This window comes from Burkholderia sp. MR1-5-21, from assembly GCF_053427715.1.
This window is the reverse complement of the sequence record NZ_JBSAXD010000007.1, coordinates 71,905-86,239: the sequence shown is the minus strand read 5'-3', so window position 1 is coordinate 86,239 and position 14,335 is coordinate 71,905. Positions and strand designations below refer to the sequence as shown.

Here is a 14,335-nt window from a genome sequence, read left to right as displayed (position 1 = left end):
CACCCATTCGCATGCCCACCGATTCCGTCGTCCATCAGCTTGCGATCCGCGCAGGCAACCAGCTGCGTGACGGGCACCTGATGCTCGCCACCGCCGAATCCTGTACCGGCGGGATGGTCGCCGCCGCGATCACCGATATCTCCGGCAGCAGCCAGTGGTTCGAGCGCGGCTTCGTCACGTATTCGAACCAGGCCAAGAGCGAGATGATCGGCGTGCCGCATGAGCTGATCGACAAGCACGGCGCCGTCAGCGAGCCGGTCGCGCGCGCGATGGCCGAAGGCGCGCTGCGCAACAGCCGCGCGCAGGTGGCGCTCGCGGTGACCGGCATCGCCGGCCCGGCCGGCGGCAGCGAGAAGAAGCCGGTCGGCACCGTGTCGTTCGCGTGGAGCAACCGGCTGCATACCGACGTCGAGACGCTCGTGTTCAAGGGCGACCGCGAGCAGATCCGGACGCAAGCCGCGGCGCACGCGCTGCGCGGGCTGCTGAAGCTGCTCGAAGAGCACGAGCGCTGACGCGCGGCGGGCCGCGCGCGGCGCCTCACGGTGCCGCGCCGGTGCAATGCAATGTGGATGCAAGCCCGCGAGCGCGGGCCATCGGAAGCGAGCCGCCCGGACAGGCGGCCCGTCCCGCTCAACGATATGCGTTGATCGCGTCGCGGGTCTTCTGCGCGGCGAGCGCCGCGGCTTCTGCGAAATCCTCGTCCTTGCTCGCATACAGGATCGCGCGCGACGAGTTGATCATCATGCCGGTGCCGTCGGCCGTGCGGCCTGCATTGACGGTCGCCTGCACGTCGCCGCCCTGCGCGCCGATGCCGGGGATCAGGAGCGGCATGTCGCCGACGATCCCGCGCACGACCTCGATTTCCTTCGGGAACGTCGCGCCGACGACGAGGCCGAGCTGGCCGTTCTTCGCGTTCCACTTGTTCGCCGCGAGATCGGCGACGACCTGGTACAGCGGCCGCCCCGGATGGCCGGACCCGTTCGTCTCGAGGAACTGCAGGTCCGAGCCGCCCGGGTTCGACGTGCGGCACAGCACGATCACGCCCTTGCCTTCGTGCTCGAAATACGGCTCGACCGAATCGAAGCCCATGTACGGGTTCACCGTCACCGCGTCCGCGCGGTAGCGCTCGAACGCCTCGCGCGCGTACTGCTCGGCGGTGCTGCCGATGTCGCCGCGCTTCGCGTCGAGGATCACCGGCAGGCCCGGATGCTGCAGGTGGATGTGCGCGATCAGCCGCTCGAGCTGATCCTCCGCGCGGTGCGCGGCGAAGTACGCGATCTGCGGCTTGAACGCGCTCGCGTATGACGCGGTCGCGTCGACGATCTGCCGGCAGAATTCGAAGATCGCGTCCGGCTGGCCGTCGAACTGCACGGGAAAGCGCGACGGCTCGGGATCGAGGCCGACGCACAGCAGCGAATTCGTGCGCTGCCACGCGGCGCGCAGCGATTCGATGAAAGTAAGCGGGGATGACATGGCGGGTACTCGCGGCAAACCGTTGGTAAACCGCGTATTTTACCCGCGTCGCCGGCGGCTTTCGCGCGCGGGTGCGCCACCACGTGCATCACCGCGCGCATCGCCGCGCCCGACGGTGAACGAGAAGCGCCGCGCGAGGCGCTCGCCCGGCGCGAGCAGCGTCATCCCGTGCGCGGCCGCGCCGCCCGGCAGGTTCACCGCATTGATCGGATGATCGACCGGCTCGAAGCAGAAGAAATCTTCGCCCGGCGGTGTATACAGCACGTACGCATCGGCTTCGGCCGCGACCGTCAGCGTGATCCCGCGGCGCGGCCAGCTCACCGTTGCATGGCCGCCCCAGCCCGTGAATGCATGGTTGACGAGCGCGGCCGGCAGCGGATACGCGACGCCGAACTGCCACGCGGGCGGCACGCTCACGTGCCGCACCGGCAGGAAATCCGCGCCCGACAGCCACAGCCCGCCCGCCGCGGCCGCGAGCTCGGTCGCGTCGTCGCGCACGACGAACGGATGCACGCCGAGCCCGAACGGCAGCCGCGCGCGGCCGGCGTTCTCGACCGTCAGCACGATCGTCAGCGTCGCGTCGTCGAGCAGGTAGGTCTGCGTCGCGCGAAACGCGTACGGCGCGCCGTGCGCGCGATCGAGCGACAGCTGCAGTGTCGTGTCGGTCGCGTCGTCGACCTGCCAGTGCGCGAGCCAGCCGTCGCCGTGGATCGGCAGCGGCTCGTCGCGGCGGTTGCGCGGCACCGCGACGCTGCGGCCGTCGCATTCGAAGCGCGCGCCGCCGATCCGGTTCGAGTACGGCAGCAGCGGATAGCACGCGAGCTCGTTCGGATCGGTGACTGTCTCCGGATGCGCGCAACGGCGAAACACCGGCGCCAGCGCGCCGTCGTCGCGCCGCCAGTCGAAGCGCGCGATCCCGCCGCCGAGGTGCGGCAGCACGTCGAGCCGCAACGCCGCGTTCGACAGCGTGACGGCCGCCGCGTGCGTCGCGCCGACGCCCTGCGCGAACGCGGCGGTCTGCGGGCCGGCGCTGACCGGCTGCGCGGCGGCGGCGAGGCGCGCTCGGCGCGATTGGGTCGTCGATGTCGATGCACGCGCGGACGTGGCGGTCATGATGGGCTCCTTCGTCGAAGAATCGGGTCAGGCAAGGTTCGGGCGAGATTCAGCAGATGCGCGGCCGGTCACGCCCAGCCGCCGTCGACGATCACGTCCTGCCCGGTGATCATCCGGCTGTCGTCGGCTGCGAGGAACAGCGCCATGCGTGCGAGGTCGGCAGGCAGCAGCTCGGCGTCGAGGCATTGCCCCGCCTTGGTCGCCGCGCGCCCCGCATCGTCGAGCCACAGCCGGCGCTGCTTGTCGGTCATCACCCAGCCCGGCACGAGCGAATTGACACGGATCCCGAACGGGCCGAGATCGCGCGCGAGGCCGCGCGTCAGCCCCTGCACGGCCGCCTTCGCGGTCACGTACACCGGATAGCCGCCGTTCTTCAGCATCCAGCTGATCGAGCCGAGATTGATGATCGCGCCGCCGCCGAGCTGCTTCATGTCGTCGATCACCGCCTGCGCGGCGAAGAACTGGTGACGCAGGTTCACCGCGATGCCCGCGTCGAACGATTCGGGCGTCACGTCGGCGATCCTGTGGCGCACGTCGTTCGCCGCGTTGCTGACGAGCACCGCGATCGCGCCGATCCGCGCGCGGGCCGCGTCGATCGCGTGGCGCAGCGCATCGATGTCGGTCAGGTCGCATTCGATGAAGAGCGGCGCATGGCGTGTGTGGTGACCCGCGTGCGCGAGACGTTCGGCGAGCGCGCGCCCCGCGTCGGCGTCGAGATCGACGAACGCGACGCGCGCGCCCTGCGCGACGAAGTGCTCGACGAACGCGGCGCCGATGCCGGTCGCGCCGCCGGTGATCAGCACCGCGCGATCGGCGAGGCTCGGATACGTTGCATAGCGCGCATCGAGTGCGGGTTGCGCGGAAGTGTCGGTGGTCATGCCGTTCGTCTCCTTGGAATCAGTCCCGCACGCCGCGGTTCTTCAGCTGGTCGAGCAGCACGGCCGCGAGCAGGATCGCGCCGCGCACGAGGTACTGGTAGAACGCGTCGATGTTCAGCAGGTTCATCACGTTCTCGACCGTGCCCATGATCAGCACGCCGATCACGACGCCGGAGATCGTCGCGCGCCCGCCCATCAGCGACACGCCGCCGAGCACGCACGCGGAGATCACGTTCAGCTCGAAGCCCTGCGCGGCGTTCGGCTGGCCCGACGTGATGCGCGACGCGAGGATCACGCCCGCGAGCGCCGTCACCGCGCCCTGGATCAGGAAGATGTAGACACGCGTGCGCTCGACGTTGATCCCCGCGAGTCGCGACGCTTCCGGGTTGCCGCCGATCGCGAGCGTATTGCGGCCGTATACGGTCTGGTTCAGCAGCACGCCGAACACGATGAAGCACAGCAGCGTGACCCAGATCGGCAGCGAGATGCCGAACATCGTCAGCCCGCCGAGCGCGATGAACGTATCGGACGACACGCCGACCGCCTGCCCCTTCGACACGATGAAGCCGAGCCCGCGCACGATCTCCATCGTCGCGAGCGTCGTGATCAGCGCGTTGATGCGCAGGTACGCGATCACCGCACCGTTGACGAAGCCGATCGCCGCGCCCGCCGCGACCGCCGCGAGAATCGCGACGAACGTGTTGTCGGTCGCATTGAGCACCATCGCGCACAGCACGCCCGAGAACGCGACCGTCGAGCCGATCGACAGGTCGAAATCGCGCGACGCGAGGCAGAACATCATCGTGCACGCGACCATGCCGATCTGCGAGATCGACAGCGCGAGGCCGAGCATGTTGTCGATCGAGAAGAAGTGATCGACGGTCAGCGACATCGTCACGAACATCACCGCGAAGATCGCGATCAGGCTGTATTCGGCGAGCGTCTGCCACCATTTCTGGCGCTCGCCCTGCGGTGCCAGCGCGTCGGCGGCCGGCTTCACGGCGGCGCTGGCGAGGTTTTCTCTGACTTGCATGGTCATGTCTCCTGCTCCTCCATCGCGCGGCGCAGCACGCGCCGCGCGTGATCGAATCGAATGTCGTGTCGTGGCTTCAGGCCGCCTGCGCCGCCGTGAAACCGGTCGCCTGCGGCAGCGCGAGATTCAGCACCGCATGCTCGTTCGCCTGCGCGCGCGGCAGCTCGCCCGCGATCCGGCCTTCGCGCATCACGACGATGCGGTCGGACACGCCGAGCACTTCCGGCAGCTCCGACGACACCATCACGATCGCGCAGCCGCGCTCCGCGAGCCGGTAGATCACGTCGTAGATTTCATGCTTCGCGCCGACGTCGATGCCGCGCGTCGGCTCGTCGAGGATCACGACCTTCAGGTCGGGCTCCGCGAGCCAGCGCGACAGGATCGCCTTCTGCTGGTTGCCGCCCGACAGGAAGCGGATCTTCTGGCGGCGGCTCGGCGTCTTGATCTTCAGCCGCTGGATGAAGCGGTCGGCCGTGTCGCTCTCCGTCTTGCGGTCAATGAACAGGCCCGCGCGCAGCGAATGGCGGCGGCAGCTGATGTTGATGTTCTCCGCGACCGACGCCATCGCGATGATCCCCTCTTCCTTGCGGTCCTCGGGGCACAGCACGATGCCGTGGCGGATCGCATCGCCGGTGCGCTTCACGTCGATGCGCGCACCGTCGAGCACGAGCGTGCCCGCACGCTTGCGGTCGGCGCCGTACACGAGCCGCATCAGCTCGCTGCGCCCCGCGCCGACGAGGCCGAAGAAGCCGACGATCTCGCCCGCGCGCACCGCGAAGCTCGCCGGCTCGCGCAGCGCGTCGCCTTCGATTCCTTCGGCGGCGAGCCGCACGTTGCCGAGCGCACGCGGCGCATAGTGATAGATGTCGGCGATCTCGCGCCCGACCATCTCGGCGACGAGGCGCTCGCGCGGCACGTCGGCGAGCGACGCGTGCGACGCGATCTTGCGGCCGTCGCGGAAGATCGTGCACGCGTCGCACAGCCGGTAGATCTCGTCCATCCGGTGCGAGATGTAGATCAGCGCGCGGCCGTCGGCGCGCAGGTCGTCGACGAGCTTGAACAGCACCTCGGTCTCGCGGTGCGACAGCGAGCTCGTCGGCTCGTCGAGCGCGATCACGCGCGCGTTGCGCATCAGCGCCTTGCAAATCTCGACCATCTGCCGCTGCGCGATCGACAGCCGGCCGAGCTTCGCATCGGGATCGAGGTCGACGCCCATCGCGGCGAGCCGCTCGCGCACGTGGCGCTTCGCTTCCCCCTTCCTCACCCAGCCGAACGCGTTCGGCAGGCGGCCGAGCAGCAGGTTCTCCGCGACCGTCAGGTCCGGCACGTACTGCAGCTCCTGGTGGATCACCGCGATGCCGGCCGCGATCGACGCGGCCGCGCTGGAAAAATGCACGGGCCGGCCGTCGACCAGCACGCCGCCCGCATCGGGCTGATATTCGCCGCCGAGAATCTTCAGCAGCGTCGACTTGCCCGCGCCGTTCTCGCCCATCAGGCCGTGCACCTCGCCGGCATGCACGTCGAACGAGATGCCGTCGAGCGCGCGCACGCCGGGGAATACCTTGCCGATATTGTCAAAACGCAGTGCCGCTGACACGTCGCTTCTCCACTTTCGATCGATCGACCGTCGGCCGCCGCTTGCGCCGCAGCCGCCCGGGCCGGTTACTTCGACGCGAGCCCCATCTCGTCGCGCACCTTGCCGACGTTGTCGCGCGTCGCGAGCATGCCGGTCGTCAGCGTGAGCGCCGGCGGCGCCTTGCCCTGCGTGATCCACGCGTACATCAGGTCCGACGTTTCCTCGCCGTGGCGTTTCGGGCTGATGATCACGGTGCCGTAGAAGCCGGTCGGCTGCGGTTTCTTGAATTCGTTCAGCGCCGAATCGGAGCCGCCGATGCCGATCCCGACCATGTCGGCCGCCTTGAAGCCGCGCCCTTCGGCCGCGCGCACCGCGCCGAGCACCGCTTCGTCGTTGAGGCCGTACGCGACCCAGTGCTTGAACTGCGGGTTCTTCGTCAGCGCGATGTTCGCCGCGTTGAATGCGTTCTCGGTATCGGTCTTCGCCTGCGGCGCGGCGATCACGTTCGCCTTCGGAAAGCCCGCGGCGACGAGCGCATCGGTCGCGCCGGTCGTGCGGTCGTGCGCGGTCGGCAGCTGCTCGTACGTGATGTCGATCGCGCCGACGTCCTTCATGTCCCAGCCGCGCTTCTTGATCTCGGCCGCGATGCCGTCGCCGACCTGCTTGCCGATGTTGTACGCGGAGATGCCCATGTGCGGCACGGCCTCGATCGGCTTGCCGCCGCCGTCGACGAGGCGATCGTCGACCGTCATCATCTTCAGGTTGTGCGACTTCGCCTTCGCGACGATGCCGGGCCCGAGCTTCACGTCGGGCGTGCAGATGATGAAGCCCTGCACCTTCTGCGCGGCGAGGTTGTCGATCGCGCTCATCACCTTCTCGCCGGACGGCGCGCCGATCTTTACGAGCGTGAAGCCCTTGTCCTTCGCGGCGATCTCCGCGAACTTCCACTCGTCCTGAAACCACGGCTCCTCCGGCTGCTTCACGAGGAAGCCGATCTTGACCGGGTCGGCCGCATGCGCGAGCGGGCTGCCGGCCAGCACCGCGGTCGCGGCGGCCAGCGTGACGAACGTTCTGCGTTTCATCTCCAGTGTCTCCTTGTCTTCATCGAACAGGATGCGGCCGCTTGCTTGTATCGACGCAGCGTGCGCGCGGCCGTCGCACGCTGCGGTCTTTCGAATCGTTGCGTCAGTCGTGGTACAGCGCCGCGCGCCCGCCGTCGACGGTAATGCACGCGGCATTGATGAACGGCGCTTCGTCGGACGCGAGGAACACTGCCGTCATCGCGACCTCCTCCGGCCGGCCGATCCGCTTCATCGGCTGAAGCGCGAGCGTCTCGGCCCGCGCGGCGGCCGGATCGGACTGCCCGTCCCACCAGTCGCGCGTCAGTTGCGTCTCGATGTAGCCCGGCGCGATCGCGTTCACGCGCACGTTGCGCGCCGCGTATTCGATGCCGAGCGCGCGCGTGAGGCCGAGCACGCCGTGCTTCGCGACCGGGTATGGAAAGCAGCCCGGGATGATCCGGAACGCATGCGTGGACGCGATGTTCACGATGCTGCCGCGCCCGCGCTCGACCATGCCGGACAGCACCGCGCGGCAGCCGTGCCACACGCCGTCGAGATCGACCGCGAAGCAGCGCCGCCAGTCGTCGTCGGTCATCGTCAGCGGATCGCAGAACACGTTGATGCCCGCGTTGTTGACGAGCACGTCGAGCGCGCCGAGCGCCGCTTCGGTCCGCGCGAGCGCTTCATCGACCGCCTCCTGGCGCGCGACGTCGGCCTGGAGCGGCAACACGCGCGCATCGCCAACCTCGCGTGCGATTGCGTCCGCGGTCGCGTGCGCCTGCGGCAGATCGAGATCGACGAGCGCCACCGCCGCGCCTTCGCGCGCAAACGCGTGTGCGATCGCCGCGCCGATCCCGCGGCCCGCGCCCGTCACCATCGAGACCTTGCCCGCGAGGCGGTTCATCACGCGGCTCCGCCGCGCGCCGCGCGCAGGCCGGCCTGGAACGCGCGCGCGTTCGCCGCTGTCGCTTCGGCGGACTGGCCGGGCCGGTACAGCGCCGAGCCGAGCCCGAAACCGTTCGCGCCGGCGGCGAGAAACGGCTGCATGTTGTCGGGCGTCACGCCGCCGACCGGGATCAGCGGTACCGCGCGATCGATCACCGCGCGCCACGCCTTCACGACAGTCACGCCAAGCTGCTCGCCCGGGAACATCTTCAGCACATCCGCGCCGTTCACGAGCGCGGCGAACGCCTCGGTCGGCGTCGCGACGCCCGGCGCGCTCGCGAGGCCAAGCTCGCGCGCGCGGCGGATCACGGCGCCGTCGCTGTGCGGCATCACGATCAGCGCACCGCCCGCGTCCTGCACGCGGTCGACGTATTCCGGCCGCAGCACGGTGCCGGCGCCGACGATCGCGTCGTCGGGCAGCGCACGGCGCAGCGCGGCGATGCTGTCGAACGGATCGGGCGAGTTGAGCGGCACCTCGACGATGCGCAAGCCGGCTTCATAGAGCGCGTGGCCGTGCGCGGCCGCTTCGGCCGACGTGATGCCACGCAGGATCGCGATCAGCGGGCACGCATCGAATGCGCGCATCAGCGCGGAATGCGGTGCGTACGGCGCGGGCAGCGTGAGTTCGGACGACATGAAGGACTTTCCTCTGCAAACGGTTCGGTTCATTGATCGGCGCAGACCGGCGCGCCGTCCGCGCGGACGAGCCCCGCGCGCGACGCGATCTGCCACAGGCCGCGCTCGGTCGCGTGCGCGGCGACGCGCGCATGCGCGCAGCCGAATGCGTGCAGTGCGTCGACGTAGCGCGCGCACAGGCCGTCGTCGCCGATCAGCAGCAGCGGCTGATGCGCGAGTGTCGCGCCACGCTCCGCGAGCATCGCGTCGAGCGCGTTCAGCTCGTGGCCGATCAGCAGGCCGGACAGGTAGTCGCCCTGCGCGTCCGGCGCGAGACGCCCGGTCAGGCCGAGCGTGCGTGTGCTGAAGATCGTCGCCAGCATGCCGGCGCGCTGCGCGCTGCGCGCGACCGCCACGCCGCGCAGGAACGCGGCGCGATCCGGCGTTTCGGGCACGCGCATCGTGCGGCCGAGAATCGTGTGATCGCGCAGCACGGCGAACAGCTCGCCTGTCATGAAGGTCTGGAAACGCTCGATGAGCCCGTCCTTCACCCACGCCCATTTCGCGTGCGTGCCCGGCAATCCGATCAGTACCCCTGAACGATCAGGTTCAAACATAGCGTTGTCCGCGAGTGTGCCGAATATCTGCGTTTCTTCGCCGCGCATCACGTCGGGCAATTCGCCCGTCGCGATCACGCCCGGCACGATCGATACGGTCGTGCCGCGCGCGGTCCCGACCGCGACGATGCCGGCGACGAGCGCATCGGCGCCGGCGGGCAACGCGACATACGGCACGTCGCGCCAGCCCTGCGCGCTGCCGACCATGCCGGCGGCCAGCACCGGCACGCCGGGCGCGCGATCGAGCCAGTCGCCGCACACGTCCTCGAACACGGCGTCGAACGCGCGCGCGCCGCCGGCCGGCACGTGCATCACGCCCGCTGCGCGGCTCTTCGTCGCAAGCACTGCGCCGTGCGCGTCGTACAGGTACGCGCGCAGCGACGTCGTTCCCCAGTCGAGCGCGATCAGCGACGGGGCGGTGGTAATGGATTCCGGAGCGGTCCGGGTCGGGTTCGTCATCGTTTGATCCTGCGTGTACCTTGCGGCGGGCTCCAGCCCAGCTCCGCGGAAATCGCTCGCGCTTCGCGCTGCACGAGCGGAATCAGTTCGTCCATCCGATCGTGCGGCATGTACGGAATCGTGCTGGCCACCGACACGGCCGCGACGATCGCGCCGGACGCGTCGCGGATCGGCGCGGCGACGCAGCGGATCGACGCTTCGTTCTCCTCGAGATCGAACGTGTAGCCGCCGGCCGCGTAGTGCGCCATGCGCTGCAGGAACGCGCTGGCATCCGGCCGGTGGTCGGGCTTGAAGTTCACGCCGGCGAGCGCGCGCCGCGCGGCTTCGAACAGCGCGCGCCACGTGTCGGGATCGAGGTCGAGCATCATCGCCTTGCCGATGCCGGTCGACGCGAGCGGCATCCGGTGGCCGACCCGCGAGCGCATTTCGAGCCCGCGGGTGCCGGGAATCTTGTCGATGTAGAGCACGTCGTCGCCGTCGCGCACGCCGAGGTGGATCGTGTCGAGCGTCGCTTCGGCAAGCGCTTCGAGGTGCGGCCGCGCAACGGCGGTCAGCGGCATCTGCTCGAGCGCGATCGTGCCGAGTTCGATCAGCTTCGGGCCGAGCAGGTAGCCGCCCTGCACCTGGCGCAGGTAGCGCGCCTGCACGAGGCTGCTGACGAGACGGTGCGTGGTGCTGCGCGTCGTCCCGAGCGCGGCGCCGATCGAGCGCATGTCGCGCGCGCCATTCGCGATCGCCTCGAGGATCGCGAGGCCGCGCAGCAGCGTCTGCGTGCCGGCCTGCTGAGCAGCGAGGTCGAGCGGCGTGCTGGTCGCGCCGATGCTGTCGGTGAGCGCGGGCGCGTCGTCCGCTACCGGACGGCGGCCGTCGAGGGCAAGGGATGCGGGCATCTTGGTCATGGGCGGGCTGTCTTCAACGGAATCGCGGATACCGCTCGCGCGCGTGCCGGACCAAGGTCCGGCGCCGCGGCGGCGCGGTGGTCGATGCACCGAGGAAAGCGCCCGGCGAACGTCATGGAAAGTGTCTCCGTGGGCGTCGGGCACCGCGCGATGCGTGAGTCCGAAGCCTGTCGATGTGCTTCGGATTGTAGGAGCGCACGCATTCAGCTCCAATATTTGAATGCGTTGTCCAGATACTGAGATCGGATGGATCGATGCGGCGGGGTGCGCAAGGACGGGCGAGCGGTGAGCCGCGCGCCCGCGGGAACGGTGTCGGAACCCGCGATCCGCCGCGGGTCCCTCCCCGTTTTCCGGTGCGCGGATTTACTGCTGGCTCGTGCTCTGCTGCTGCATGTAATGCTGCACGTCGCTGAACGACACGCGTCCGCTGCCGGTCGAGTCGATCTGCTTGAAGTGGTTCGCGACGTAGCCGAGCCCGGCTGCGCGCGCCTGCGCTTCGGTCACCGTGCCGGTGTTCTGCGTGTCGGCCGCGCGGAACTGCCGCGCGAGCTTGGCCACCACCTGCGCGTGCAGCGCGGCGCCGGACGTCTGCGTGCCCGCGGTCGGCTTGCGCGCGGCGGGCGGCACGTACGGATCGCCGAGCTGCGCCTGGCGGGACCGTACGGGCGCGGCATCGCTCGCCTGTGCAAATGCGGACAGGGACGTCACGAGGCTCCCGCACGCGAGCGCCACTGCAACGACGGAAAATCGCTTCTTCATGTCAGGCTCCAGTCTGGAATGAGGTCGTCGACAACCGGCGGGCGGGCGCCGCGCGGCGCGCGCGCCGCCGGATGCCCGTCGCCGGGTTCGCGCATCGCATCAATGCGCGGCCGCGTTGTAGAAGGTCACCAGGTCGGCTTTCTCCTGCGGGCGCGACGTGTCGTCGAGATAGACCATGTGTCCACCCTGATAGTCTCGGATCGTCAGGTTCGGTTGCGACCCGAGCCGCTTGAGATCGAGCTCCGTCTGGTAGAACGGCGTCGCGATGTCGTGATACCCGTTCAGCGACAGCACCTTCAGCGCCGGATTCAGCGTCAGCGCCGCGGCGAGATCGGGGATCGTGTCGGGCATCGCGAGACCGTCGTGGCTCCAGTCCCACGTCTGGATCGCATTGCTGCTTAAAGAATAGGCCGATTGCGCCGAGTACTTCAGCTCGTTCGGCAGGTAGCTGCCGATCCTGTCCGTGAACGGCTTCGTGATGAACGTGCTCGACGGATCGCCGTCTGCCGCGAGCGGGCTCGACAGCGGCACGTTCACGCGTGCATCGTAGCGGCCGATCAGCGTGCCCGGGATCAGCGACAGCTGGTAGCTGTTGTCGTAGAACGTCGGGACCACGTTGAAATCGGCATTCCACAGCGATGCCTTCACGCCCGTCGCGTTCACCATCGTCGTGACGAGGCCGTTCGGCGGCGGCGTGTGGCTCGCGAGATACGCGTTCACCGCGGGCACGTACGAGCCGGCCGTCAACAGGCGCATCTGGTCCGCATACTGCGGCAGGTTCGACGGGTTCGGATTGTCGAGCTGGTAGTACGCGCCGACGGTGCCGTAGCTCGGCACGAAGCCCGCGCAGCTCACCGGGCTCGAACCGTTGTTCGAGTTGCCGATGTTGTTGCTCGCCATGTCGCAGTTGACGTTGTAGTCGAGGATCGACGACTGCAGCACGATGCCCGACAGATTCACGCCGGCGGTCTCGAGCAGGTTCGCGAGCACGTCGGTGCGCGGCGTGCCGTACGACTCGCCGAACAGGTATTTCGGCGAATCGTTGCGCTGGTTCACCGTCAGGTAGCGCATCACGAAGTCGCGGAACGCGCCCGCGTCCTCGTCGACGCCCCAGAAGCTCTGGTTCGTGTTCGGCGCGATCGCTTCGGAGTAGCCGGTGCCGATCGCATCGACGAACACGAGATCGGTCGTGTCGAGCAGGCTCTCGGCGTTATCGACGAACGGGAACGAAGACGTGTTCGCGTTCGGGTCACCCGTCGCGACGCGTCGCGGCCCGAACGAGCCGAGATGCAGCCACACCGACGCGGAACCGGGGCCGCCGTTGTACAGGAACGTAACGGGCCGCTTCGCGGCCGGCTGGTTGTCGGCCGTATACGCGACGTAGAAGAACGACGCTTCGGGCGCGCCCGTCTGCGGATTGCGTGCGGTCAGGTGGCCGGTCGTGGCCGTGTAGTGGATCGTCTTGCCGTTCAGCGTGATCTGGTGATGCGTGACGGCGGCACGTTCGAGCGCGGCGGCCGCGTCGATCGACGCGGTCGGACTCGAGGAGTAACTGTTGGGATCGTTGTACGCCTTGTCCGCCACGGCGGCGGGATCGGCTGAGCTGTCGGCGCTTGCGGAACCGGAGGCCGACGATACGTCGTCTCCGTTGCACGCCGCCAGGATCAGCGAAGAGAGAACCACACCAAATAGCAGCTTCGCTTTGCTCGCTGGCATCGTTGTTTTTCCTTCTCTCGAATGTCGTTTGTTGTGTCGAGCAGCCGGGTAAGCCGCCCCCCGCCTCATATGCGCGGCCGATAGGCCGAGGCGCTGGCCAATATACGCGAGCCGACCCTTTTTGAAAAATTTGGAAATATTTGAGCGAAGCACGGTGCGGCGCACACCTTTCGGAACAACTTCGAGTTCCGAAACATTGAATTTCACACACCTTTCACACCGATGTCTGTTTATCCGTCGCCGCTAAAACCGTGCGAAATTCGGGACACAATTCGGGACACATCTGCAAACAGACCTGCCCGGACGGCGGCATTGCTCAGGAAAGTGAAATAGACGAATTCGTCTAAACATTGCGCGCGTGGTGCGCGACAACGCGCATTCGCTGCGGCGCAACAATGACGTTGCAACGGCGTGACGGACAAGCGGGCGAAACCCGCGCGCTCACTCCGTCTGCGGCAGCGCGGCCGCGCCCATGCGCCGCGCGATGACGGCCGCACGCTGCGCCTGGTACGCGGTACCGCGATGCGCGTCGAACCAGCGCGGCTTCGGCAGCATCACCGCGAGCCGCGCGGACTGCCACGCGCCGAGCCGGCTCGCGGGAATCCGGTAGTAGTAGCGCGCGGCCGCGTCGGCGCCATAGACGCCGCGCCCCCATTCGACGGAATTCAGGTAGATCTCGAAGATCCGCTCCTTGTCGAGCAGTGTCTCGAGCATCCACGTGATGATCAGTTCCTGTCCTTTGCGGATGTAGCTCTTCTCGCGCGACAGGAACAGGTTGCGCGCGAGCTGCTGCGTGATCGTCGAGCCGCCGGCGACGATGCGGCCGCGCGCCTTGTTCTTCTCCCACGCCTGCAGGATCGCGTCGACGTCGTAGCCGTTGTTGGTCGCGAAGGTCGCGTCCTCCGACGCGATGATCGCGCGCTTCAGGTTGCGCGAGATCTGGTCGTACGGCACCCATTGATGCCGGATCGACGCCGGTGAATTGTCGCGCGACAGCCACCACGCATCGGTGCGCATGAACGCGGTCGAGCCCGGATTCACGACCGACCAGATCGCGATCTGCGCGAAGTAGAAGAGTTGCGTCGCGAGCCACGCGCCGGCGAACACCGCACCCGCATAGACGATCCAGCGGGCCGGACCGACCGCCCGCGCGCGCTGCGCGACGCTCACCGCCACCACCGCTTGCGTGCT

At 68.6% G+C, this 14,335-nt stretch carries 14 protein-coding genes; 1 reads left to right on the top strand and 13 read right to left on the bottom strand.

Translation table 11 applies throughout. The features are described 5' to 3' along the window. The first annotated feature begins 11 nt into the window (after positions 1-11). Positions 12-512: a CinA family protein gene (locus ACV229_RS12030; protein WP_448083355.1), complete on the top strand. Its 501-nt coding sequence runs from the start codon at positions 12-14 to the stop codon at positions 510-512. Between the two features lie 118 nt (positions 513-630). Here ACV229_RS12030 and pyrF read toward each other — a convergent pair whose 3' ends face one another. The 13 genes from pyrF to mtgA form a co-directional block, all read right to left on the bottom strand. Beyond that, a complete protein-coding gene (pyrF, locus tag ACV229_RS12025) occupies positions 631-1,473 on the bottom strand; it encodes an orotidine-5'-phosphate decarboxylase (RefSeq protein ID WP_448083354.1) in 843 nt (280 codons plus the stop codon). A 39-nt stretch (positions 1,474-1,512) separates the two neighbouring features. Continuing rightward, complete coding sequence (locus tag ACV229_RS12020; protein ID WP_448083353.1) at positions 1,513-2,586, bottom strand: aldose 1-epimerase; 1,074 nt, start codon at positions 2,584-2,586, stop codon at positions 1,513-1,515. Between the two features lie 68 nt (positions 2,587-2,654). Next, positions 2,655-3,464 carry an SDR family NAD(P)-dependent oxidoreductase gene (locus ACV229_RS12015; RefSeq protein WP_448083352.1) on the bottom strand — a complete coding sequence of 270 codons (810 nt, stop codon included), beginning with the start codon at positions 3,462-3,464 and terminating at the stop codon, positions 2,655-2,657. Positions 3,465-3,483: 19 nt separating this feature from the next. Further along, positions 3,484-4,497: an L-arabinose ABC transporter permease AraH gene (araH, locus tag ACV229_RS12010; protein WP_448083351.1), complete on the bottom strand. Its 1,014-nt coding sequence runs from the start codon at positions 4,495-4,497 to the stop codon at positions 3,484-3,486. A 76-nt stretch (positions 4,498-4,573) separates the two neighbouring features. Beyond that, on the bottom strand, positions 4,574-6,094 hold the full coding sequence (gene araG, locus ACV229_RS12005; protein WP_448083350.1) for an L-arabinose ABC transporter ATP-binding protein AraG: 1,521 nt from the start codon (positions 6,092-6,094) through the stop codon (positions 4,574-4,576). 65 nt (positions 6,095-6,159) lie between these two features. Further along, positions 6,160-7,155 (bottom strand): arabinose ABC transporter substrate-binding protein, encoded by a 996-nt coding sequence (locus tag ACV229_RS12000; RefSeq protein WP_448083349.1) that lies wholly within the window; start codon positions 7,153-7,155, stop codon positions 6,160-6,162. 103 nt (positions 7,156-7,258) lie between these two features. After that, positions 7,259-8,038 carry an SDR family oxidoreductase gene (locus ACV229_RS11995; RefSeq protein WP_448083348.1) on the bottom strand — a complete coding sequence of 260 codons (780 nt, stop codon included), beginning with the start codon at positions 8,036-8,038 and terminating at the stop codon, positions 7,259-7,261. Further along, the gene (locus ACV229_RS11990) at positions 8,038-8,715 is read right to left on the bottom strand and encodes a 2-dehydro-3-deoxy-6-phosphogalactonate aldolase (protein ID WP_448083347.1); all 678 of its coding nucleotides are present in this window, start codon (positions 8,713-8,715) and stop codon (positions 8,038-8,040) included. The genes ACV229_RS11995 and ACV229_RS11990 overlap by 1 nt, the downstream gene beginning before the upstream one ends. A 29-nt stretch (positions 8,716-8,744) precedes the next feature. Further along, a complete protein-coding gene (locus tag ACV229_RS11985) occupies positions 8,745-9,770 on the bottom strand; it encodes a 2-dehydro-3-deoxygalactonokinase (RefSeq protein WP_448083346.1) in 1,026 nt (341 codons plus the stop codon). After that, positions 9,767-10,669, bottom strand: a complete 903-nt coding sequence (locus ACV229_RS11980; RefSeq protein ID WP_448083345.1) for an IclR family transcriptional regulator — start codon at positions 10,667-10,669, stop codon at positions 9,767-9,769. Before ACV229_RS11980 ends, ACV229_RS11985 begins: the two co-directional genes overlap by 4 nt. 363 nt (positions 10,670-11,032) lie before the next feature. Then, positions 11,033-11,428, bottom strand: coding sequence for an EF-hand domain-containing protein (locus ACV229_RS11975; protein ID WP_448083344.1), 396 nt, complete (start codon positions 11,426-11,428; stop codon positions 11,033-11,035). Positions 11,429-11,527: 99 nt separating this feature from the next. Then, positions 11,528-13,144, bottom strand: a complete 1,617-nt coding sequence (locus ACV229_RS11970; RefSeq protein WP_448083343.1) for a S10 family peptidase — start codon at positions 13,142-13,144, stop codon at positions 11,528-11,530. A gap of 441 nt (positions 13,145-13,585) precedes the next feature. Beyond that, positions 13,586-14,323 carry a monofunctional biosynthetic peptidoglycan transglycosylase gene (mtgA, locus tag ACV229_RS11965; RefSeq protein ID WP_448083342.1) on the bottom strand — a complete coding sequence of 246 codons (738 nt, stop codon included), beginning with the start codon at positions 14,321-14,323 and terminating at the stop codon, positions 13,586-13,588. Between the last annotated feature and the right edge of the window lie 12 nt (positions 14,324-14,335).

What these genes read in the sequence shown, in the direction of transcription:
- ACV229_RS11980 (WP_448083345.1), bottom strand. Translation starts at nt 10,669, where the DNA reads ATGACCAAGATGCCCGCATCCCTTGCCCTCGACGGCCGCCGTCCGGTA.
- ACV229_RS12015 (WP_448083352.1), bottom strand. Translation starts at nt 3,464, where the DNA reads ATGACCACCGACACTTCCGCGCAACCCGCACTCGATGCGCGCTATGCA.
- pyrF (WP_448083354.1), bottom strand. Translation starts at nt 1,473, where the DNA reads ATGTCATCCCCGCTTACTTTCATCGAATCGCTGCGCGCCGCGTGGCAG.
- ACV229_RS11995 (WP_448083348.1), bottom strand. Translation starts at nt 8,038, where the DNA reads ATGAACCGCCTCGCGGGCAAGGTCTCGATGGTGACGGGCGCGGGCCGC.
- ACV229_RS11970 (WP_448083343.1), bottom strand. Translation starts at nt 13,144, where the DNA reads ATGCCAGCGAGCAAAGCGAAGCTGCTATTTGGTGTGGTTCTCTCTTCG.
- ACV229_RS11975 (WP_448083344.1), bottom strand. Translation starts at nt 11,428, where the DNA reads ATGAAGAAGCGATTTTCCGTCGTTGCAGTGGCGCTCGCGTGCGGGAGC.
- ACV229_RS12030 (WP_448083355.1), top strand. Translation starts at nt 12, where the DNA reads ATGCCCACCGATTCCGTCGTCCATCAGCTTGCGATCCGCGCAGGCAAC.
- araH (WP_448083351.1), bottom strand. Translation starts at nt 4,497, where the DNA reads ATGCAAGTCAGAGAAAACCTCGCCAGCGCCGCCGTGAAGCCGGCCGCC.
- ACV229_RS12020 (WP_448083353.1), bottom strand. Translation starts at nt 2,586, where the DNA reads ATGACCGCCACGTCCGCGCGTGCATCGACATCGACGACCCAATCGCGC.
- ACV229_RS12000 (WP_448083349.1), bottom strand. Translation starts at nt 7,155, where the DNA reads ATGAAACGCAGAACGTTCGTCACGCTGGCCGCCGCGACCGCGGTGCTG.
- ACV229_RS11985 (WP_448083346.1), bottom strand. Translation starts at nt 9,770, where the DNA reads ATGACGAACCCGACCCGGACCGCTCCGGAATCCATTACCACCGCCCCG.
- ACV229_RS11990 (WP_448083347.1), bottom strand. Translation starts at nt 8,715, where the DNA reads ATGTCGTCCGAACTCACGCTGCCCGCGCCGTACGCACCGCATTCCGCG.